Genomic DNA, 19,097 nt, shown 5'->3' with positions numbered 1-19,097 from the left:
CGGTCCGGGGGCCACGGAGGGCGGGATCGCACGGCTACTGCTGCTGGATGAGGCGGTCGAAGTTGGGTTGCTTGTCGAGAACCTTGTACCTCTGCGCGAGCTCGGCGAGTGTCTGCAGGCTCGACCGGTCGACCTCCCAACCGAAGGCCGGCAGCCGCACCGACTCGGCCACCGGCGGGGGCAGCTCCAGGTTGTCCTTGATGGCCTGCCGGAGCGCCGCCTCGTTGGCGGGGTCCGTGGCCCACTCCAACGTCTTCTTCATCGCCGCCGTGAAGTCCTCGACCAGCTTCGCGTCCTTCTCCGTGCGTTCCTTCGTGGTGATGGTGGTGAGCGTGGTCAGGCCGGGCACCACCGCCTGGTAGGGCGCGACGATGAAGGTGTCGCCGCGGGTCTTCAGTTGGGTGACGAAGGGCTCGGGCACCCAGGCGGCGTCGATGTTGCCGGATTCGAGTTGGGCCGGGGCGTCCGGGAAGGCGACCTCGACGAACTTGATCGTCGACGGGTCACCGCCGTCCTTCTCGACCGCCGCCATGATCGTCACGTCGCCGGCGGCGCCCAGGCTGTTGACCGAGACCCGCTTGCCCGCGAGGTCGGCCGGCCGTCTGATGCCGGACTTCGCCGAGGCCACCACGGCGTTGATGTCGTCGCCGTCGGCGTACGAGGAGGCGTAGTTGCCGATGATGACGACACCGAGATCTCGCAGGTCGGCCCGGAACGGGCCGAAGGGCTGGCCGATGGCGAAGTCGATGTCGCCGTTGAGGAGCGCGGGAATGGCCTGCGCGCCGCCCTGGGCCGGCAGCACCTCGACCTGGAGCCCCCGTTCGGCGAAGAGGCCCGCCTTGACGCCGCCCCACAGCGCGGCGGTCTCGGTGATGGGCAGCGCCGCGACCCGGACCTTGCGCAGGTCACCCGAGGTCTGTTCGGACGGGTTGGACGCGTCGGAGTCGGTACATCCGGTGAGGGCGACCGCGATGGCGGCGATCAGCCCGAGAGCCATGACCTTCTTCATTGACGAGGCCCTTCCTGGGCGGGGGTGGTGAGTGCGTCGGAAGTCGGCGGATGCCTCGGATTTGCAGGTGAACTACCGCTGCGTGGGGGCGCACGCCGCTGTGTTGGCCATGGTCAGTCACCCCGGCATCGAAAGTCAATAATTTCTGACGCCCGTCAGGAATAAGTTGAACGACGCTCTTCTGTGGTGACGTCGGCACGCTCGCGCTCAGACCTCGGGTAGGCCCACGTAGTTCTCGGACAGGCTCGTGGCGTACGCCTCGGAGCTGGCGACGTACCTCAGCGTCGCGGTCTGCAACTTCGTCTCGTACGGGTCGTCGCGCTCCAGCCGGTGCAGCATGGAGGTCATCCACCAGGAAAAGTGCTGGGCCCGCCAGACCCGGCGCAACGCCGTGGCCGAATAGGACTCCAGCAGATCGGTGCGACCCCCGTCGTACCAGGCGGCGAAGGCGTCCCCGAGCAGCGCGACGTCGGCGAGGGCGAGGTTCATGCCCTTCGCGCCGGTTGGTGGGACGATGTGCACGGCGTCCCCGGCCAGGAACAGCCGCTCCCACTGCATCGGTTCGACCACGAAGCTGCGCATTCCGGTGATGGACTTCTCCAGGATCGGTCCCTCGTTGAGCGACCATTCCGGCACCGTCTCCAACCGTGCCCGCAGCTCCGTCCAGATCCGCTCGTCCGGCCATGCGGCGATGTCCTCGTCCGGAGCGACCTGTAGATACAGCCGAGAGATCTCGGGGGAGCGCATGCTGTAGAGAGCGAAGCCCCGTTCGTGGTTGGCGTAGATGAGTTCGTCCACCGCCGGTGGTGCGGCGGCGAGGACGCCCAACCAGGCAAAGGGGTACGCCCGCTCGTAGGTGGTCAGCACCCCCGCGGGCACCGCGCTGCGGCTCACTCCGTGGAACCCGTCGCAGCCAGCCACGAAATCGCAGCGCAGCTCCTCGTCTCGCCCGTCGCGTCGGAAGTGGACGATCGGCGAGTCGGAGTCGAGACCGTCCAGGCGTACCGCGTCGGCCTCGAAGAGGATCGAGCCACCGGCGGCGAGCCGAGCGGCGATCAGGTCCTTGACCACCTCCTGCTGCCCGTAGACGGTGATCGCCCGCCCGGTCAGGTCTGTCATCGGCACCCGGTGCGACTCCCCGGCGAAGCGCAGCTCGATGCCTTCGTGGCGCAGCCCTTCCCGTTGCAGCCGCTCACCGACGCCGCTGCGGCGCAGCAGGTCGACCGAGCCCTGTTCGAGGACCCCGGCCCGGAGCCGATGCTCGACATGGTCGCGGCTGCGGCTCTCCAGCACCACCGACTCGATTCCGCTCAGGTGCAGCAGGTGCGACAGCATGAGCCCCGCCGGCCCGGCGCCGACGATGCCGACCTGGGTACGCATTCCCGGCATGCTCCTCTCCTCCCGGTGTCAGAACGGGTACCGCGTGATTGCGCCCTGCACGGTGAGCCACTGGGTCTCGGTGAACGCCTCGACGTTCGCCGCGGGCCCACCGAACCGTGAGCCGGTGCCGGACGCTCCCACCCCGCCGAACGGCGCCACCGCCTCGTCGCTCACCGTCTGATCGTTGATGTGCACGATCCCGCTGGGGATCCGGTCGGCGAGGGCCATCGCCCGCATCGCGTCGCGGCTCAGGATCCCCAGCGACAGGCCGTACTCGGTTTGCCGGGCCAACTCCACGGCCTCGTCCTGATCGGCGAAGGTGATCACCGGCGCGACCGGGCCGAAGACCTCCTGGGCGTACGCCGGGGTCGCGGGGGTGACGTCGGTGAGCACCGTCGGCCGGTAGAACAGCCCCTCGTACGTGCCTCCGGCGGCCAGTCTGGCACCCGCGTCGACGCTCGCGGTGACCAGCGAATGGATCTTGTCGCGCTGGCGCTCGTCGATGATCGGCCCGAGCGCCACCTGCTCCTTCGCCGGGTCGCCGACCGGCAGGTGGTTCGCCTTCTCCGCGAGCTGCTCGACGTAGCTGTCGGACAGACTCTCGTGCACCAGGTGCCGGCCGGTGGTCATGCAGATCTGGCCCTGGTGCAGGAACGACCCCCAGGCGCCGGCGGACACCGCGAGGTCCAGATCGGCGTCGTCGAGCACGATCAGCGCCGAGTTGCCACCGAGTTCGAGGTGCGCGCGTTTGAGGTGGCGTGCCGCCGCCTCGCCGACCCTGCGGCCGGCGGCGGTCGACCCGGTGAAGCTGATCACCCGTACGTTCGGGTCGGCCACCAGCGCCTCGCCGACCTCGACCCCGCCGGGGAGCACGTGCAGCAACCCTTCGGGCAGGCCGGCCTCTTCGAAGACCCGGGCGATCGAGACGCCACCGCAGACCGCCGTGCGCGGGTCGGGCTTGAGCACCACGGCGTTGCCCAGCGCCAGGGCCGGGGCCACGGAACGGGTGGCCAGGATGAGCGGGAAGTTGAACGGCGCGATGACCCCGACGACGCCGACGGGCAACCGGCGAGCCAGGCTGAGCCGCGGTTGCGCGCTCGGGATGATCTCGCCGAGCGGGTGCGAGGCCAGCGCCGCCGCCTCGTAGCACTCCTGCGCCGCGGTGTCGGTCTCGACGCCGGCCTTGGGCGGGATGGACCCGGACTCCCGCACCATCCAGTCGCCAATCTCGGCGGCGTGCCGCTCGAACAGTTGCCCGGCCCGGCGCAGCACCCCGGCCCGCTCGGCGTAACCGGTGGCGGCCCAGGCGCGCTGGGCGGCGGCGGCGCGGGCGCAGGCGCGCGTCACGTCCTCGGCGTTCGCCACGCCGACCCGGCCGATCTCCTCCCCGGTGGCGGGGGATCGCACGGCCGCCGTGCCGCCGGCCGGTTCCACCCAACCGTCGCTGTGCAGGGTGCCCTGCCAGGTCGTGACGTCCAGCAGTGTCATGGCGGTCCTCCTCGGAGCGCGGGGGTGGTCCCAGGGTGACCGGGCCGACCTGTGCTCGCGGAAAGCCCGGAGGTGTTCGCTTACCGAACGGCCGTTCTCTGTATGAACGTTGGCACGTGGCCCGGCTCGCGTCAACGCATCGTCCGACGTGACTGGCAAACACTGTGGACGGCTCTCACCGGGTTGGGCCAACCCGTCGTTGACGGATGTCATGCTCCGTCGTACGTTCGAGATGAGTACGGCAGTCCGCATAGCGAACGGCTGGTTCTTGCAGGAGGCAGGGAGGCCATGGCGAAGCTCGTCTCACTTGCCGACGGCGTGGCGCACCTGGTCCGCGACGGTGACGTGGTGGCCCTGGAAGGGTTCACGCACCTCATTCCGTTCGCCGCCGGTCACGAGATCATCCGCCAGGGCCGGCAGGAGCTGACCCTCGTGCGGATGACACCCGACGTCATCTACGACCAGCTCATCGGCGCGGGATGCGCCCGACGCCTGATCTTCTCCTGGGGCGGCAACCCGGGCGTCGGGTCGCTGCACCGCTTCCGGGACGCCGTGCAGCACGCCTGGCCACGTCCACTCGAACTGGAGGAGCACAGTCACGCGGGCATGGCGAACCGGTACGTCGCCGGGGCGTCCGGGCTGCCGTTCGCCGTCCTGCGCGGCTACACCGGCACCGACCTGCCCAGGCACACCACCAACATCCGGCCCATCACCTGCCCGTTCACCGGCGAGACGCTGACCGCCGTACCCGCCCTGCGTCCGGACGTGACGGTGGTGCACGCCCAGCGCGCCGACCGCAACGGCAACGTGCAGATGTGGGGCATCACCGGGGTGCAGAAAGAAGCGGTGCTCGCCGCCCACCGCTCACTGGTCACCGTCGAGGAGATCGTGGACGAGTTGGAACCCGTACCCGGGCAGGTCGTCCTGCCCGGCTGGGCGGTCACCGCGGTGGCCGAGGTGCCCGGCGGCGCGCACCCCTCCTATGCCCACGGCTACTCGGTGCGGGACAACGACTTCTACCGGGACTGGGACGCCGTCAGCCGGCACCGCGAGACCTTCCGCGCCTGGCTTGACGAGCACGTGCACAAGGCTGGGGCGGCGGCGTGACCGACGAGACCACGATGACCGGCTGGACCGCCGACGAGATGATGACAGTTGCCGCCGCGCGGCAACTGCGTGACGGCACCGCCTGCTTCGTCGGGATCGGGTTGCCCAGCACGGCGGCGAATCTCGCCCGGGCGACCCACGCCCCGAACCTGGTGCTCATCTACGAATCCGGGTGCCTCGGTGCGAAGCCGGACCGGCTTCCGCTCTCCATCGGAGACGGGGTCCTCGCCGACACGGCTGACGCGGTGGTGTCGGTGCCCGAGGTGTTCAACTACTGGCTCCAACCCGGCCGGATCGACGCGGGCTTCCTCGGCGCCGCGCAGCTCGACCGGTACGGCAACATCAACACCACGGTTGTCGGCGGCGATTACGACGCCCCGACGGTCCGGCTGCCCGGCGCCGGTGGTGCCCCGGAGATCGCCGCCTCCTGCGGTGAGGTCGTGGTGATCGTCCGGCAGGACCTGCGGACGTTCACCGAACGGGTCGACTTCGTCACCTCGGTCGGCTACGGGAGGGGGCCGGGCGACCGGGAGCGACTCGGCCTGCGCGGCGGAGGTCCGCGAGTCGTGATCACCGATCTTGGCGTCCTCGAACCCGACCCGGTCACCTGCGAACTCACGCTGACCCGCCTACACCCCGGAGTGACGTCGGAGCGGGCGCGGGCCGCCACCGGCTGGGACCTCGCCGTCGCGGAGGGGCTGACCACGGGCGAGCCACCGACGGCAGGGGAACTCGCGGTGCTGCGGGCGCTGGAGGCGACGAAGTCCGACAGGAGACGACAATGACCACTCGGGACACCCAGGCAAACAGTCGGCTGGTGTTACCCCGCTACCGGCGCGACGACGTCGCCGCCCACCCGCCCCTGCTCAGCCCCGGCTACAAGTCGACAGTGGCGCGGGCGCCGAAACACCCGCTGATCCACCTGCCGCAGCGGCTGACCGAGGTCACCGGGCCGTTGCTGGGAGAGGGGCGGCTCGGTGCGCTCGACCACGACCTGACCCGCCAGCACGACGGTGAGCCGCAGGGGCAGCGGATCATCGTGCACGGGCGGGTCCGTGACGGTGACGGCCGACCGGTACCCCGCACGTTGGTCGAGATCTGGCAGGCCAACGCCGCCGGGCGGTACCGCGACGCACGGGACACGTGGCCGGCGCCGCTCGACCCCCACTTCGAAGGGGTGGGCCGGGCGCTCACCGACGACCAGGGGCGGTACCGGTTCATCACGGTGCAGCCCGGCGCCTACCCCTGGCGCAACCACGACAACGCCTGGCGACCGGCGCACATCCACTTCTCCCTCTTCGGCCGCGCCTTCACCCAGCGGCTGGTCACGCAGATGTACTTCCCGGGCGACCCGCTCTTCTTCCAGGACCCGATCTTCAACTCGGTCCGCGACCCGAAGGCCCGGGAAAGGATGATCGCCCGGTACGACCACGCCACGACGGCACCGGAGTGGGCACTGGCGTACGAGTTCGACATCGTGCTGCGCGGCCGGGAGAGCACCCCCTTCGAGGACGAGGACGACGATGAGTGAGCAGTTGGGCGTCATGCCCGCGCAGACCGTCGGGCCGTACCTGCACATCGGTCTGCGCTGGCCCGACGGCCCGTACGTCGTCCCCGAGGGCACGCCGGGCGGGTTCTGGATCAGGGGTCGGATCGTCGACGGCACCGGGACACCGGTGGTCGACGCGATGGTGGAGAGCTGGCAGGCCGACCCGGACGGCCGGTTCGACCATCCGGACGACCCTCGGGGCGCCCGGCCGCCCGCGCTCGCTGGCTTTCGCGGTTTCGGGCGGAGCGAGACCGACGGTCAGGGGTGGTACGGGCTGTTGACCGTCAAGCCGGGTTCGCTGCCCGAGCCGGACGGCGGCACCGAAGCCCCCCACCTGACCGTGTCGGTCTTCGGGCGCGGGCTGCTGCACCGCCTCGTCACCCGGCTCTACTTCCCCGACGAGCCGGCGGCGAACGCCGCCGACCCCGTGCTGTGCAGCGTCGACGCCGACCGCCGTGGCACCCTGCTGGCGAGTCCCGCCCCGGACGGGTTCCGGTTCGACATCCACCTGCAGGGAGACCATGAGACCGTCTTCTTCGCCGTCTGACGGCCTGCTCGGCGGCCTCTCCGGCGCGCCGGACGTCGACGCGGAACTCAGCGACCCATCCCTGCTCCAGGCGATGCTCGACGTGGAGGCCGCGCTCGCCCGGGCCGCGGCGGACGCCGGGATCCTGCCCCCACCGGCGGCCGAGGCGATCGTCGAGCAGTGCCGCGCCGAGCGGTACGACCCGGGGGCGCTCGGCCGGGCGGCCGACGCCACCGGCAACCCGGTCGTTCCGCTGGTGGCTGAGCTGACCGCCGCCGTGCCGGAGGACGCCCGAGCCTGGGTGCACTTCGGAGCGACCAGCCAGGATGTCCTGGACACCGCGTTGGTCCTGGTGGCCGTGCGGGCGCTCGGGCCGCTGCTGGGTCACGTCGACGCCGCGGTGGACGCCGCCGCCCAGCTGGCGGACGTCCACCGGGGCACCGTGATGGTCGCCCGGACCCTCGGGCAGCAGGCGGCACCCACCACGTTCGGGCTCAGGGCCGCCGGCTGGTTGACCGGTCTGGTCGGGGCCCGGGAACGACTGAGTCAGGCTCGCGCCGCACAGCCAGCGCAACTCGGTGGCGCGGTCGGCACCCTGGCCGCGTTCGGTCCGGACGGCACCGAGGTCGCCGAGCGGTTCGCCGCGCACCTGGGCCTCCCGTCGAGCCCGCTGCCCTGGCACACCCGCCGTCAGCCCTGGCTCGATCTGGCCACCGCCCTCGGTGGGTTGCTCGTGGCCGCCGGTAAGGTCGCGCTCGACGTCGGGCTGCTCGCCCAGAACGAGATAGGTGAGGTCGCCGAGGGCGGCACCGGACGAGGCGGTTCCTCGGCCATGCCGCACAAGCGCAACCCGGTGGACTCGATCCTCGTCACCGCTGCGGCGCGACGCGGCCCGGGTCTCGTCGCCACCCTGTTCGCCACGGCGGTGCAGGAGCACGAGCGGGCCGCAGGCGCCTGGCATGCCGAGTGGGAACCCCTGCTCGACCTGCTGCACGTGGCCGGTGGCGCCGCCGCCCGGTGCGCCCGGATGCTGCACGGGCTACACGTCCGTCCGGAGCGGATGCGGGAGAACCTCGATGCGGCCGGCGGCCTCCTGCTCGCCGAGGCCGTCGCCGCGCGGCTGGCGCCCGCTGTCGGTCGAGGCGTCGCACAAGACCTCGTGACCCGCGCCGCCGCCGGGCCCTCGTTCCACGCCGCGCTGCTCGCCGACCCCGAGGTACGCGCCCACCTGTCCGACGCGGATATTGCCGACGCGCTCGACCCGTACCGCTGGCTCGGCTCGGCCGGCCGGTTCGTCGACAGCGCCTTGGCCGCCGCTCGGGGGGTGGGCGAATGACGTCCCGGTTGCATCTCACCGTCGACGGCCCGCCCGCCGCGCCGGTGCTGCTGCTCGGCAGCTCCCTCGGCACCGCCGCCGCCATGTGGGAACCCCAGGTCCCGGCGCTCGCCCAACGGTTCCGGGTCATTCGGTACGACCACCTGGGCCACGGCCGCTCGGCGGTGCCGTCCGGGCCGTACACGCTGGACCTGCTGGGCCGGGAGCTGTTGCGGACGCTGGACGACCTCGACGTGCCGCGGGTCCACTACGCGGGGCTGTCCCTCGGGGGCATGGTGGGCATGTGGCTCGCCACGTACGCTCCCGACCGGGTGCGGCGGCTGGCGCTGCTCTGCACGTCGGCGTCGCTCGGCCCACCGGAGCAGTGGCGGGAACGAGCCGCGACGGTACGGGCCGACGGAATGCCGGCGATCGCCGACGCGGTGGTGGCCCGCTGGTTCACCCCGCCCTTCGCCGCGGCCCGGCCGGAGGTGCTCGCCACCCACCGCGCCATGCTGACCGCTACCTCGCCGGACGGATACGCCGCCTGCTGCGAGGCGATAGCCGCGATGGACCTCCGGCCCGACCTCGGCCGGGTCGCCGCGCCGACGCTGGTCATCGCGGGAGCTGACGACCCGGCCACCCCGGTGGAGCACGCCCGCGAGATCGTCGGGTGCATCCCGCGCGCCCGGCTGGCCGTGGTCGACGCGGCGGCGCACCTGGCGAACGTCGAGCAACCCGAGCAGGTGTGCCGACTTCTGTTGGAACACTTCGACGAGGGAAGCGGTGACGAATGAACGACGGCGAGCGGCACGAGGCGGGCATGGCGGTACGTCGACAGGTGCTGGGTGACGCGCACGTCGACCGCGCGGTCGCCGGCACCGACGAATTCACCGCCGACTTCCAGGACTTCATCACCCGCTACGCCTGGGGCGAGGTGTGGAGCAGACCGGGCCTCGACCGGCGTACCCGTAGTTGCATCACCCTCGCCGTGCTCGCCACCCTGCACCACGACGAGGAGCTGGCGATGCATGTCCGAGCCGCGCTGCGCAACGGGCTCAGCCCGGAGGAGGTGGCGGAGGTCCTGCTCCAGGTCGGCGTCTACGCTGGTGTACCGGCGGCGAACCGGGCGTTCAAGGTGGCCCGGGAGACCCTGCGGCAGGAGGCCGGGTGAGCGTAAGCGAGGAGGCGGCGAGGTCGCCGGAGTTCGTTCAGTCGCTGGAGCGCGGCCTCGCGGTGATCCGGGCGTTCGACGGCGAACATCCGCAGCTCACGCTCAGTGACGTGGCCAGACGGACCGGGCTGACCCGGGCCGCGGCGCGCCGGTTCCTGCTCACCCTGGTCGAGCTGGGCTATGTGCACACCGACGGCCGGCTCTTCTCACTGCGGGCCCGGATCCTCGAACTCGGCTACGCCTACCTGTCCAGCCTGAGCCTGCCCGAGGTCGCGCAGCGGCACATGGAGGCGCTCGTCGCGCGGGTGCACGAGTCCTGTTCGGTGTCGGTGCTCGACGGCGACGAGGTGGTCTACGTCGCCCGCGTGCCCACCAAGCGGATCATGACGGTGGGGATCAGCGTCGGCACCCGGTTCCCCGCGTACGCCACCTCCATGGGCCGGGTGCTGCTCGCCGCGCAACCAGCGGACTGGCTGGACGACTACCTGGCCACGGCGCAGCTGCGGCCGCTGACCCGGCGCACCGTCACCGACCCGGCTAAGCTGCGCGCCGTCCTGACAAAGATCGCCGCCCAGGGGTACGCCATCGTGGACCAGGAGTTGGAGGAAGGGCTGCGCTCCGTGGCCGCGCCGATCCACGGCGAGAACGGGTCGGTGATCGCTGCGGTGAACGTCTCCGCACACGCCACCCGGGGGTCCTTCGAGATGATCCGTCGGGAGCTGCTCCCGCCGCTGCTGGCCGCCGCGAAGCGGATCGAGGAGGACATCAGGGGCGGCCTGAGCCGGTCACCGACGGCCGACGGGCTCGGGCTCAGCTCAGCTTGAGGGCCGCCGCGGTGACGACCGGAGCCGGACGCCGTAGGTACCACTCGGCCACCGCAAGGTTGATCAGCCAGCCGGCGACCACCAGGCCGGCCCGGAGGTTGCCGTCGGGCTGTTCACCGGTCGCGATGAGGTACGGCGCGTGGGTGAACGCCTGGGTGCCGGCGCCGAGGCCGATCGCGTACCCGCGCGCCATCCACCTGCGGTGCAGGACGATGTCCCGGCGTAGCACGGCGGCGAGGCCGAGCAGGATCGCGCCGGCCATGGCCGAGCCGAAGACGAGTCGCATGCCGGCGAGCACGTCGTTGTCATGGGCCGGCAGGTCGTACGCGACGGCCATCCACAGGCCGGTGAAGGCGACCGTCAGCCCGCAGGGGACGAGCACGCGGCCGGCACGGCGGTGCCAGGAGTGCCGGCGCAGACGGGGCACGAACTGAAGCGCGCCGAGGATCGTGTAGACCACCGCGCCGACGATGTGCAGTACCACCGGCAGCGGATCGGCGACGAAGCGGGCGTTGGCCGGGGTGACCTCCGGTCCGCCGCCCAGCTCGGTGAGGCGTTCCGCGCCGGCGAGCATCGGTATCAGGCCCAGCAGGATCAACGCGGCCGGTAGCCGCCACTCGCGTATCGTCATGCCACCGATGGTGGTCGCCGCACCCGCCCCCGCTCATCGGCACAAGGGCCGCGATCGGGTCGGCCCATGGTCGGACGCCGTCGTCGTACTTCCGCCGGTCACCAGTGCCGTCGGCGGCGGTTGGTCTCGTACGCCCACATCGCCAACTCGACCCGGTTACGCACCCCCAGCTTGGTCATCAGGCTGGTGACGTGCGACTTGACAGTGCTCAACGTGATGTAGAGCTCGTCGGCGATCTCCTGGTTGGTGCGTCCCCGCGCGACGGCGACCAGGACCTGCTCCTCCCGGTCGGTGAGCGCCTCGACGGGCTGCGTGCGCGGTGCGGCCGGATCCGCGTCGGCGAACGCCTTCAGCAGCCGCGTGGTGACGCTCGGCGCGATCAGCGCGTCCCCGTTGGCGGCGGCGTGCACGGCCTGGCTGAGCAGGTCAGGGCCGGCCTCCTTGAGCAGGAAGCCGCGGGCGCCGGCCCGCAGCGCCGCGTACACGTACTCGTCGAGGTCGAAGGTCGTGATGACGACCACCGCGAGCGGCTCCGGGACCATCGGCCCGGCGAGCGCCCGGGTGGCCTCGATGCCGTCCATGCCCGGCATCCGGATGTCGAACAGACACACGTCGGGGCGGAGCCGCCGGGCGAGTTCGACCGCCCGGCGGCCGTCGCCGGCACCACCGACGACCTCGATGCCGGGCTGCGTGTTCAGGATGATGGTGAGGCCGGTACGGACGATCTCCTGGTCGTCCGCCACGAGCACGCGAACCGTCACGCGCCGACCCCCTCGCGCGGAAGCACGGCCGTGACGGTCCATCCGCGGTCGGGGTCGGGGCCGGCCTCGCAGGTGCCGCCGAGCAGGTCGGCGCGCTCCTTCATTCCGACCAGGCCGAAACCGGGCGGGCCGCTCGGACGGGCGGCGCCGGCCTCGCCGTCGTCGCTGACCCGCAGGCACACGGACGTGTCGTCGGCCGCGACGCTGACCTCGATGCGGGTGGCGTGGCGGGCGTGGCGACGGGCGTTGGTGACCGACTCCTGGGCCAGGCGGTAGAGCGCGGAGCCCACAGTGGGCGGAAGATCGCCGAGGTCGCCGCGGAGCTCCACGTCCACCGTGGGCCCGGTGCGGAACTGGCCGGCGAGCCGCCCGATGTCGGCGACCTGCGGGTTGGGCGCCAGGTCGGCGGGCTCGTTGCGGCGCAGGACGCGGACCATCGCGCGCATCTCGGCCAGCGCACGGGACGCCTCGGCCTCGATGGTGTGCAGCGCCTCGACGGCGGCACCCGGCTGGCCTGCCGACGCGGCGATGCCGGCCTGGGCGCGGATCGCCATCGCCGACACGTGGTGGGCCACCGTGTCGTGCAGGTCGCGGGCGAGGCGTTCACGCTCCAACAGCTTCACCCGATCGAGCTCGCGCAGCCGGGCGGCGGCGCGGAAGCGGATGGCGACACCCAGCGTGGCGGCGGCGAACATCACCGCGAAGCCGGCGACCAGTTCACCGCCGTCGACCGACCCGACAAGGCCGGCGGCTGTCACCTTGGCCACCACGAAGAACGAACCGAGCACGGCGTCCCGGCCGGAACCCCAGCGGAACAGCGCGTAGACCAGGAGGACCAGGAAGCTCGCCGTGAACAGCTGGCAGGGATCGCCGGGCAGCACGAACGGGGCGACCGTCGTGCAGCCGAACGCGATCGCCACCGTCGCGAGCGGCGCCGTACGCCGCCACAGGAGCGTGGGCAGCAGCGCGAGCGCGACGACGACGCAGCCCACTCGCCAGGGCAGATCAGGTCGGAAGGTGCCTTCCACCACGATCGCCGGCGCGAGGGCGGCGATCACCGCCCAGTCGCGCCACGTCCGCGACGGGGCGGGGGAGACACGCGGCTCGGTCAACACCGCGTGCAGGCGAGGGTGCATGGGAGTCATCGTACGAACGGTGGTGCGAATCCAGATCGTCCCAAAGTACGACCGGCGGCTACCGGGTGGCCGTGCCGGCACCGGTTGCCAGCGGATCTCCACGGCGTTACGTTGAGGTGCCATCGATGAGCTTCTACATCGCAAGGTACGGGGGCCCGCATGTCCACGTCTGTCACTCGCCGCACCGTCCTGGCCGGTGGGGCCGGTGCCGCCATCGGTCTGGCTCTGCCCGGCGTCGCCGCCCACGCCGGTGGGCACCATCCCACCAGCGTGAGCTTCACCCTCGACGCGAGAACGCTCGACGGCGGTGAGCAGGTCACCTCGGTCACCCTCGACACCCGCCGGCTCGGGTCGATCGACCCCGCCGGACTGACCCCCGGCACGTTCACCGTGCACGCCAAGGCCACCAGCCCGATCCCGATCGCTCCCGGCGATCAGATCTTCAGCGAGTACGACCTGGACCGCACGGTGACCACGGCCCGGCTCGACCGGCACGGCAACATCGTGCTGGAGTTGAGCCACGCCGAGGGCCAACCCGGCGGTGGGACCCTCGGCTACATCCTGAGCAGGGGCCGCAACGTCCGGCTGGACCTCGTCTACACCATCACCCAGAACACCCCGATCGTCCGGCGGCACGGCTCACCGGTCACCATCAGCCGCTTCGTGCAGGCAGGGCTGTCGAACCTCGAGGTGGACGCCTTCAGCTACCACGTCTCGGGCTCGGGTATGAAGTACCGGCTGTACTCGCCCGACCACTCGCCACGGCACGACCGACGGCCGCTGATCGTCTGGCTGCACGGCGGCGGCGAGGGCGCCTCGCTGCCGGACGGCTACTACGACAACGAGACCACGCTGCGTGCCAACCGGGGAGCGCTCGGCTTCGCCACTCCGCAGGCCCAGCGGATCTTCTCCGGCGCGTACGTCGTCGCTCCGCAGAGCACCTCCTACTGGATGGAGGACGGCCCCCGGTTCGCCCCGCTGATCCGCGAGATCGTCCAGGACCTCGTACGCCGAAAGCGTGTCGACCCGGACCGGATCTACGTGGTCGGTTGCAGCAACGGCGGCTACATGTCCCTGGAGATGACCTCGACCTACCCCGACCTGTTCGCCGCCTCGGTGCCGATCTGCGGTGTCGTCGAGCCGCTCAGCGGGGAGGGGCCGCCGCTGATCACCGATGCGGAGTTGGCGAGCATTCGGACTCCGACCTGGCTGGTCACCTCGCGCGACGACGACACCGTGCCACCCGAGACCAACACGATCCACGCCCACGACCTCATCCCGGGATCACTGATCAGCCTGTACGACCACGTCGTCTGGAACGGCTACCAGTTCCCCGGTCACTGGTCCTGGATATACGTGGCCCGCAACGACCCGAGCCGCAACGGCACCCACATCTGGCAGTGGATGGCCCGCCGCCGTCGGTGATCTGCCGGCCGGCGAGGCGGAAGTTCGGCTCCGGGCCGGCCCCTGCGGGTCGACCCGGAGCCGGGGACATTCAGCCGATCCGGGTCAGGCGCCAATTGTTCCTGGTGCTGCCGTTGTCGGCGTACTGGACGGCCTGGGTGCCCCAGGTGCTGGACCCGTTGAGGATGGCGAGCACCTTGCCGCTGTTGGCGTTACGGATCCGGTAGGAACCGTCGCTGTTGGCCACCAGAGTCCAGCGATGGTCCGCGGTGCCGTTGTCGCTCCACTGCATGACGCGGGCGTTGTCGGCGGTCGACATGTTCTCGACGCCGAGGACCTTGCCGCTGTTGACGTTGCGGAACCGGAACGCGTTGCCGTCGGTGATCCGTACCCAGTTGTGGTCGGCGGTGCCGCTGTCACCCCACACCACGGCCAGACCCCCGTCGGCGGTGGACATGTTCTGTACGCCGAGAACCAGGCCGGTGTCGACGTTGACCAACTTGTAGGTGTCCCCGGGGCTGGTGGCACTCACGCTGGTCACGAAGGTCATCACGCTTCGGGCGGGAAGCGTGACGGTGAGCGAGCCGTTCGACATGCTGAGCGCGCCCTGGGGCGCGACGGTCCTGCTCCCGTCGGTCAGCCAGTTCGAGACACTGCCGGACGCGGTGGCGTTGGACAGGGTGAACTGCTGGCTCACCGACGAGGTGTTCTTGTTGATGGCGACGATGACGACGGTGTCGCCACCCCGGTACGCCGAGACGTAGACGTTCGACGCGGGGTTCGCCGTCGCGTCGATCCGGACGTACCCGGGGCGGACGAACCTGGCGAAGTGCGCCATCATGGCACCGCGCTTGCTGATCTGGCCGTCCTCCCGCATGGGACCGTAACTGCGCCGGAGATACCACCAGACGTACGCCTGGAACTCGGCATCCACCATGGCGCGGTGGACGTGTTCCCCCACGTCGAGCGCCTCGGGCCAGGCGTCACCCGAATTGGTGTTGCTGTTGGGGTAGTAGACCTCGGTCATCCAGAGTTCCTTGCCCGCGCCCTTCTGCTTGAAGAGGGGGTAGGGGAAGTTCGCGTACGACGTGCCGTAGAGGTGCGCACCGATGATGTCCACGTTGGCGAGCGCCGCGGAGTCGTTGAGGATCGGGTCCGACACGGACTTCACGTACTGGAAGGACTCCGGCGCGATGACCCTGGTGCTGATCGACCCGGCGTTCTCCCGCAGGAACCGGAGCATCTCCGCGGACGTCCACCACGTCCACTCGGCCGCGTAGTCCGGCTCGTTCTGCACCGATATGCCGTACAGGTTCACCCCGTTGTTGCGCATGTGGGTGGTGAAGTCGTTCAGGTGCGTGGCGTAGGCGCCGTACGAGCTGTATCGGAGCCGCCTCGCGTTGGTCTGGTTGCCGCGAGTGAAGGTCTCGATCATGCTGGCCGGCGGGTTCCAGGGCGATGCGAAGACGGTGGCTCCGAGCGCGACAGCGCGCTGCGCCGTCGCCAGATCGCGGCTCCAGTCTGCTTGGTTCTCGTTGACGGGGATCCTCAGCAGGGAGAACCCCAGCCGACCCTCGCCGGTGCCGAACGCCGTGTCCCGCTGGGCGGCTGTCAGGTCGCCGATCCAGGCCGCGTGGGCCATGGCGCCGAAGCCGCGGATCGTCTGCCGTGTTGCCGAGGGGTTGATGCTCGCCGGTGCGGCAACAGCTTCGGTGGCCCCCACGGCCGTCGCGACCGCTGCTACCGGTACGGCCCCCATCGTCGTCAGGACGGTGCGCCGGGTCAGCAGTTTCCGGTCGCCGGTCGCCGGCTCATTCTGATCTTGCGTCATTGTCGTGTCCTCCTGGGTGGTGGCGCGCGCCTCTCTCGGTCCCGTTGGCCCGGTCGGCACCGGTCTGCTGCGCTGTCACGGGGTTGCCCGTGCTTCCGACGACCTCTCCGGCTCTGATTGATCGCCATAACTGTTAACGCTAACAGACTTGTTCCGCCTCTGGCATTGGCTGGCGAATCACCGCTTGCGGCGTAGCTCCCGCAACACGCCGTGCCGGCGCACCGCCCAGGCGAGGCGCCGGACGCTCGGGTGCCGCACGAACAGCACCGCCGCCCGGCGGATCAGACCGAACCGGTCGTCGCTCAGCTGGTTCTCGATCGCCTGCCAGATCAGTTCGCGCACCTTGGCGCTGGCCAGCACCGCCCGCACCTCGCGCCGCACCACAGGATCCTCGGCCGCCGACGCGATGGCGGCAGCCTGACCCGGCCGGTCCGCCAGCGGCTCCACCGCGGCCGCGACGAGCGGCCTGCGAACCTCGTCGCGCTCCAGCAGCAGCAACACCGCTTCCCGAATCTCGACCGTGTCCAGGGCGGACCGCAGCAGGCTCAGCAGGCTGCGCTCCACCTCGTGGTCATGGTCCGGAACGGACAGCGTCGCCAGCAGCCCCGCAATCTCCTCGAGATCGACGACGTGTCTCACCCCGGAACGGAACTCCGGCAGCTCCCACGCGACCTGCAGAGCCTTGACGAGATTGCGGTTCATGCGCCATCGCTACCCGCAAGCGCCAGCCGACGAAACCCCGACCTGGCGCCGGACGACCTGGATACCGGCGGTCGTGGTGGTCACCAGCGCCGCAGCTGCGGCGACCAGTAGAAGAACGGTCTCCGCCAGGACACTGTGCATGTATTCGCCTCCGTTCGCGGTGGCCGACAGGTACTGCACGGCTGCGATCAGGTTGAGGGGTGCGGCGATGAGCGCGCTGACCCACCACCTCGTCCTTGGCGCTGTGGGTGCGCCCGCTGGTCGCGCGCGCCGGGCCTGGATGACCCAGTTGGCGACGCTGGCCCAGGCGGTGAGCAGCGCAAGGAGCAGCAGACAGAATGTCGCTGTGGACAACTCACGGAGCGGCACGACGCCGTCGAAGATCTCCACTATGGCGGATCCGTCGTGGGTCACCACGCCGACGCGGCGCTCGTATGCCCCAAGAGCGACGAGGGTGTGGGTGACGTCAACGACCGTGAGTGCGACCAGGGCGGCCACGACGGTGCGGGAGTGCGGCATCTGGCGACGATAGCCCTCGGGCCTGGCTTTCTTGAATCGCTCTGCCGATCGCCTCTCAGCACCACGTCAGGGTCGAGTTGATCCGCGTGACGTTGCTGATCGTGTTGTTCGCTCCGCCGCAGGGGCTCTGGGTGATGTTGGTGCCGCTGACGGTCAGATTCTGGAACCGGATGCCGGAGGAGATCGGGAACTCGCTCCGGGCCGCGATCCGCACCTCGCCGCCGCCCGTCACCGTCCCGGACACCCCGGCGATGACGACGTTGTAGCAGTTCTCCACCAGAATCGAGTTGTTGCCCGTGTTCGAGATCGTCACCCGGTCGATGACCGCGCCACCGGACTCGGAGACGCAGAAGATTCCCCGACCACCGCCGGACGCGAGCACGGTTCCGACCCGGATGTTGGTCGGGTACGAGTTGCCCACCCGGCCGTTGCGGTTGGCCATCCGGAACGCGGCGTACCCGGTTCCGGCCCCGGCGCCCTGGGCGTCGACGGTGCCCACCGTGGCGTTGATCGTGTCATTGAGCAGCAGGCCGGAGTCCCGGGTGTTCCGGGCCGTGACAGTGCCGATCGTCAGACCGTCCACGCCGTACGTCTCCACCCCGTGCGAACCGGTCCCCGACACGTACACGTTGTCGATGCGGACGTTACGCACCTTGACCGCTCGATCTCCACCGTGGTTGTCGATGCGTACGCCCAGACCGGCGGAGAGCCGCATGTCGATCTGCCCGAGAGTCAGGTTGTTCACGTTGCGCATGAAGACCCCGTACAACGGCGAGCCGGTAAGCGTGAGGTTCTGCACCTCGACGTCAGTGGTTCCCCGCGAGTACACCGGCGCCTGGTCACCCGAACCCGACCCGGTCACGTTGATCGTGCCGCACACGGCCAGGGTCGTGTACGACGGCAGCGACAACCGCGAGCCCGCGCTCATCGAGCCCGAGCCACGAACCACCACCCGCTGCTTCGACGTACGACCCGCAGAGAGCGAGTTGACCGCCGCCTGCATCGCCGACAGCATGTCCGCGCCCGAGTAGACCGTCGACGAGCCGTTGCGGGCCGTCCAGGTGCTCCCGCTCAGTACGGCCTCGGCGTTGCTCGACCCGCTGCCACAGCCCGTGGTCGGTGGCGTGCTGCCGCCGCCCACCGCGACCAGCTGCCACTGCTGGTTCGGGCCGTTGAGGTCGGCGTACTGGCTGATCCGGCCGCCGTCGGCCGTGGACCGCTCCCAGACCTCAAGTGCCTTGGCCGAGTGGCGGTTGATCAGCCGGACGTAGCCGCCGTCGGAGTCGAGGACCTGGAACTGCTGGTTGGTGCCGTTGACATCGGACCACTGGCGGTACTCGGCGCCGTCAGCGGTGTTCCACTCCCACAGGTCGACGACCTTGCCGCTGTGCCGGGCCTTGAGGCGGTAGTAGCCGCTGCCGGAGGAGACGAACTGGAACTGTTGCCATGCCCCGTCGTTACGGGACCACTGCTGGATCACCGCGCCGTCTGCGGTCGAGGTGTCCCGGACGTCGAGGACCTTGCCGCTGTTGCGGTTGACCAGGACGTAGTAGGCGTTGGTGTCGATGCTCGCCGCCGCTGCCGGCGGTGCGCCGACCAGAGCGGAACCGGCCGCGCCTACCAGCGTGGTGATCATGGCGAACACCAGGCCCGTACGCCGGCCGCGACGGATCGACCCGCCGCCGGGCGGTCTTCTGGTGATGGTGAAGGGCATCGCTCCTCCTGGCTTGAATGGGCTCCG

General features: G+C 70.6%; 19 protein-coding genes. 9 read left to right on the top strand and 10 right to left on the bottom strand.

All coding sequences use genetic code 11. The features are described 5' to 3' along the window. Positions 1-34: 34 nt before the first annotated feature. The 3 genes from ABTW72_RS01680 to ABTW72_RS01670 all read right to left on the bottom strand — a co-directional run bounded on the left by ABTW72_RS01680 (position 35) and on the right by ABTW72_RS01670 (position 3,877). Positions 35-1,009 carry an ABC transporter substrate-binding protein gene (locus ABTW72_RS01680; protein ID WP_350852861.1) on the bottom strand — a complete coding sequence of 325 codons (975 nt, stop codon included), beginning with the start codon at positions 1,007-1,009 and terminating at the stop codon, positions 35-37. Between the two features lie 207 nt (positions 1,010-1,216). Beyond that, entirely contained in the window at positions 1,217-2,398 is a 1,182-nt protein-coding gene (gene pobA, locus ABTW72_RS01675) for a 4-hydroxybenzoate 3-monooxygenase (RefSeq protein ID WP_350852858.1), read from the bottom strand. Between the two features lie 18 nt (positions 2,399-2,416). Beyond that, complete coding sequence (locus ABTW72_RS01670; protein WP_350852855.1) at positions 2,417-3,877, bottom strand: benzaldehyde dehydrogenase; 1,461 nt, start codon at positions 3,875-3,877, stop codon at positions 2,417-2,419. Positions 3,878-4,165: 288 nt separating this feature from the next. Between ABTW72_RS01670 and ABTW72_RS01665 the strand changes: the two genes are divergently transcribed. From ABTW72_RS01665 to ABTW72_RS01630, 8 genes are read left to right on the top strand one after another with little or no spacing between them, the layout of a single operon-like run. Further along, positions 4,166-4,984 (top strand): CoA transferase subunit A, encoded by an 819-nt coding sequence (locus tag ABTW72_RS01665; protein WP_350852853.1) that lies wholly within the window; start codon positions 4,166-4,168, stop codon positions 4,982-4,984. Continuing rightward, the gene (locus ABTW72_RS01660; protein ID WP_502892134.1) at positions 4,981-5,769 is read left to right on the top strand and encodes a CoA-transferase subunit beta; all 789 of its coding nucleotides are present in this window, start codon (positions 4,981-4,983) and stop codon (positions 5,767-5,769) included. Before ABTW72_RS01665 ends, ABTW72_RS01660 begins: the two co-directional genes overlap by 4 nt. Further along, positions 5,766-6,515, top strand: coding sequence for a protocatechuate 3,4-dioxygenase subunit beta (pcaH, locus tag ABTW72_RS01655; RefSeq protein ID WP_350852850.1), 750 nt, complete (start codon positions 5,766-5,768; stop codon positions 6,513-6,515). The genes ABTW72_RS01660 and pcaH overlap by 4 nt, the downstream gene beginning before the upstream one ends. Then, the gene (pcaG, locus tag ABTW72_RS01650) at positions 6,508-7,080 is read left to right on the top strand and encodes a protocatechuate 3,4-dioxygenase subunit alpha (RefSeq protein WP_350852847.1); all 573 of its coding nucleotides are present in this window, start codon (positions 6,508-6,510) and stop codon (positions 7,078-7,080) included. Before pcaH ends, pcaG begins: the two co-directional genes overlap by 8 nt. After that, a complete protein-coding gene (gene pcaB / locus ABTW72_RS01645; protein ID WP_350852845.1) occupies positions 7,055-8,395 on the top strand; it encodes a 3-carboxy-cis,cis-muconate cycloisomerase in 1,341 nt (446 codons plus the stop codon). Before pcaG ends, pcaB begins: the two co-directional genes overlap by 26 nt. Then, positions 8,392-9,171 (top strand): 3-oxoadipate enol-lactonase, encoded by a 780-nt coding sequence (gene pcaD / locus ABTW72_RS01640; RefSeq protein ID WP_350852842.1) that lies wholly within the window; start codon positions 8,392-8,394, stop codon positions 9,169-9,171. The genes pcaB and pcaD overlap by 4 nt, the downstream gene beginning before the upstream one ends. Next, on the top strand, positions 9,168-9,548 hold the full coding sequence (gene pcaC, locus ABTW72_RS01635; protein ID WP_350852839.1) for a 4-carboxymuconolactone decarboxylase: 381 nt from the start codon (positions 9,168-9,170) through the stop codon (positions 9,546-9,548). The genes pcaD and pcaC overlap by 4 nt, the downstream gene beginning before the upstream one ends. Further along, the gene (locus ABTW72_RS01630) at positions 9,545-10,372 is read left to right on the top strand and encodes an IclR family transcriptional regulator (protein WP_350852836.1); all 828 of its coding nucleotides are present in this window, start codon (positions 9,545-9,547) and stop codon (positions 10,370-10,372) included. The genes pcaC and ABTW72_RS01630 overlap by 4 nt, the downstream gene beginning before the upstream one ends. Here the strand turns inward: ABTW72_RS01630 and ABTW72_RS01625 are convergent. The 3 genes from ABTW72_RS01625 to ABTW72_RS01615 all read right to left on the bottom strand — a co-directional run bounded on the left by ABTW72_RS01625 (position 10,359) and on the right by ABTW72_RS01615 (position 12,900). Continuing rightward, a complete protein-coding gene (locus ABTW72_RS01625; protein WP_350852833.1) occupies positions 10,359-11,003 on the bottom strand; it encodes a DUF2306 domain-containing protein in 645 nt (214 codons plus the stop codon). The genes ABTW72_RS01630 and ABTW72_RS01625 overlap by 14 nt on opposite strands. Positions 11,004-11,101: 98 nt before the next feature. Continuing rightward, entirely contained in the window at positions 11,102-11,764 is a 663-nt protein-coding gene (locus ABTW72_RS01620) for a response regulator (RefSeq protein ID WP_350852830.1), read from the bottom strand. Next, positions 11,761-12,900 (bottom strand): sensor histidine kinase, encoded by a 1,140-nt coding sequence (locus tag ABTW72_RS01615; RefSeq protein ID WP_350852827.1) that lies wholly within the window; start codon positions 12,898-12,900, stop codon positions 11,761-11,763. The genes ABTW72_RS01620 and ABTW72_RS01615 overlap by 4 nt, the downstream gene beginning before the upstream one ends. A 159-nt stretch (positions 12,901-13,059) precedes the next feature. Between ABTW72_RS01615 and ABTW72_RS01610 the strand changes: the two genes are divergently transcribed. After that, positions 13,060-14,325: a prolyl oligopeptidase family serine peptidase gene (locus ABTW72_RS01610; RefSeq protein WP_350852824.1), complete on the top strand. Its 1,266-nt coding sequence runs from the start codon at positions 13,060-13,062 to the stop codon at positions 14,323-14,325. 70 nt (positions 14,326-14,395) lie between these two features. Here the strand turns inward: ABTW72_RS01610 and xynC are convergent, their stop codons facing one another. The 4 genes from xynC to ABTW72_RS01590 all read right to left on the bottom strand — a co-directional run bounded on the left by xynC (position 14,396) and on the right by ABTW72_RS01590 (position 19,070). After that, complete coding sequence (gene xynC / locus ABTW72_RS01605) at positions 14,396-16,135, bottom strand: glucuronoarabinoxylan endo-1,4-beta-xylanase XynC (protein ID WP_350852821.1); 1,740 nt, start codon at positions 16,133-16,135, stop codon at positions 14,396-14,398. A gap of 177 nt (positions 16,136-16,312) precedes the next feature. Beyond that, positions 16,313-16,837, bottom strand: coding sequence for a hypothetical protein (locus tag ABTW72_RS01600; RefSeq protein ID WP_350852818.1), 525 nt, complete (start codon positions 16,835-16,837; stop codon positions 16,313-16,315). A gap of 9 nt (positions 16,838-16,846) precedes the next feature. Then, positions 16,847-17,356: a hypothetical protein gene (locus ABTW72_RS01595; RefSeq protein ID WP_350852816.1), complete on the bottom strand. Its 510-nt coding sequence runs from the start codon at positions 17,354-17,356 to the stop codon at positions 16,847-16,849. Positions 17,357-17,411: 55 nt separating this feature from the next. Then, positions 17,412-19,070 (bottom strand): RICIN domain-containing protein, encoded by a 1,659-nt coding sequence (locus ABTW72_RS01590; RefSeq protein WP_502892133.1) that lies wholly within the window; start codon positions 19,068-19,070, stop codon positions 17,412-17,414. Positions 19,071-19,097: the final 27 nt, after the last annotated feature.

The organism is Micromonospora sp. NPDC127501 (genome assembly GCF_040302185.1).
GTDB lineage: Bacteria > Actinomycetota > Actinomycetes > Mycobacteriales > Micromonosporaceae > Micromonospora.
The sequence above is the reverse complement of the archived record's forward strand: the minus strand, read 5'-3'. Positions and strand labels throughout refer to the sequence as shown.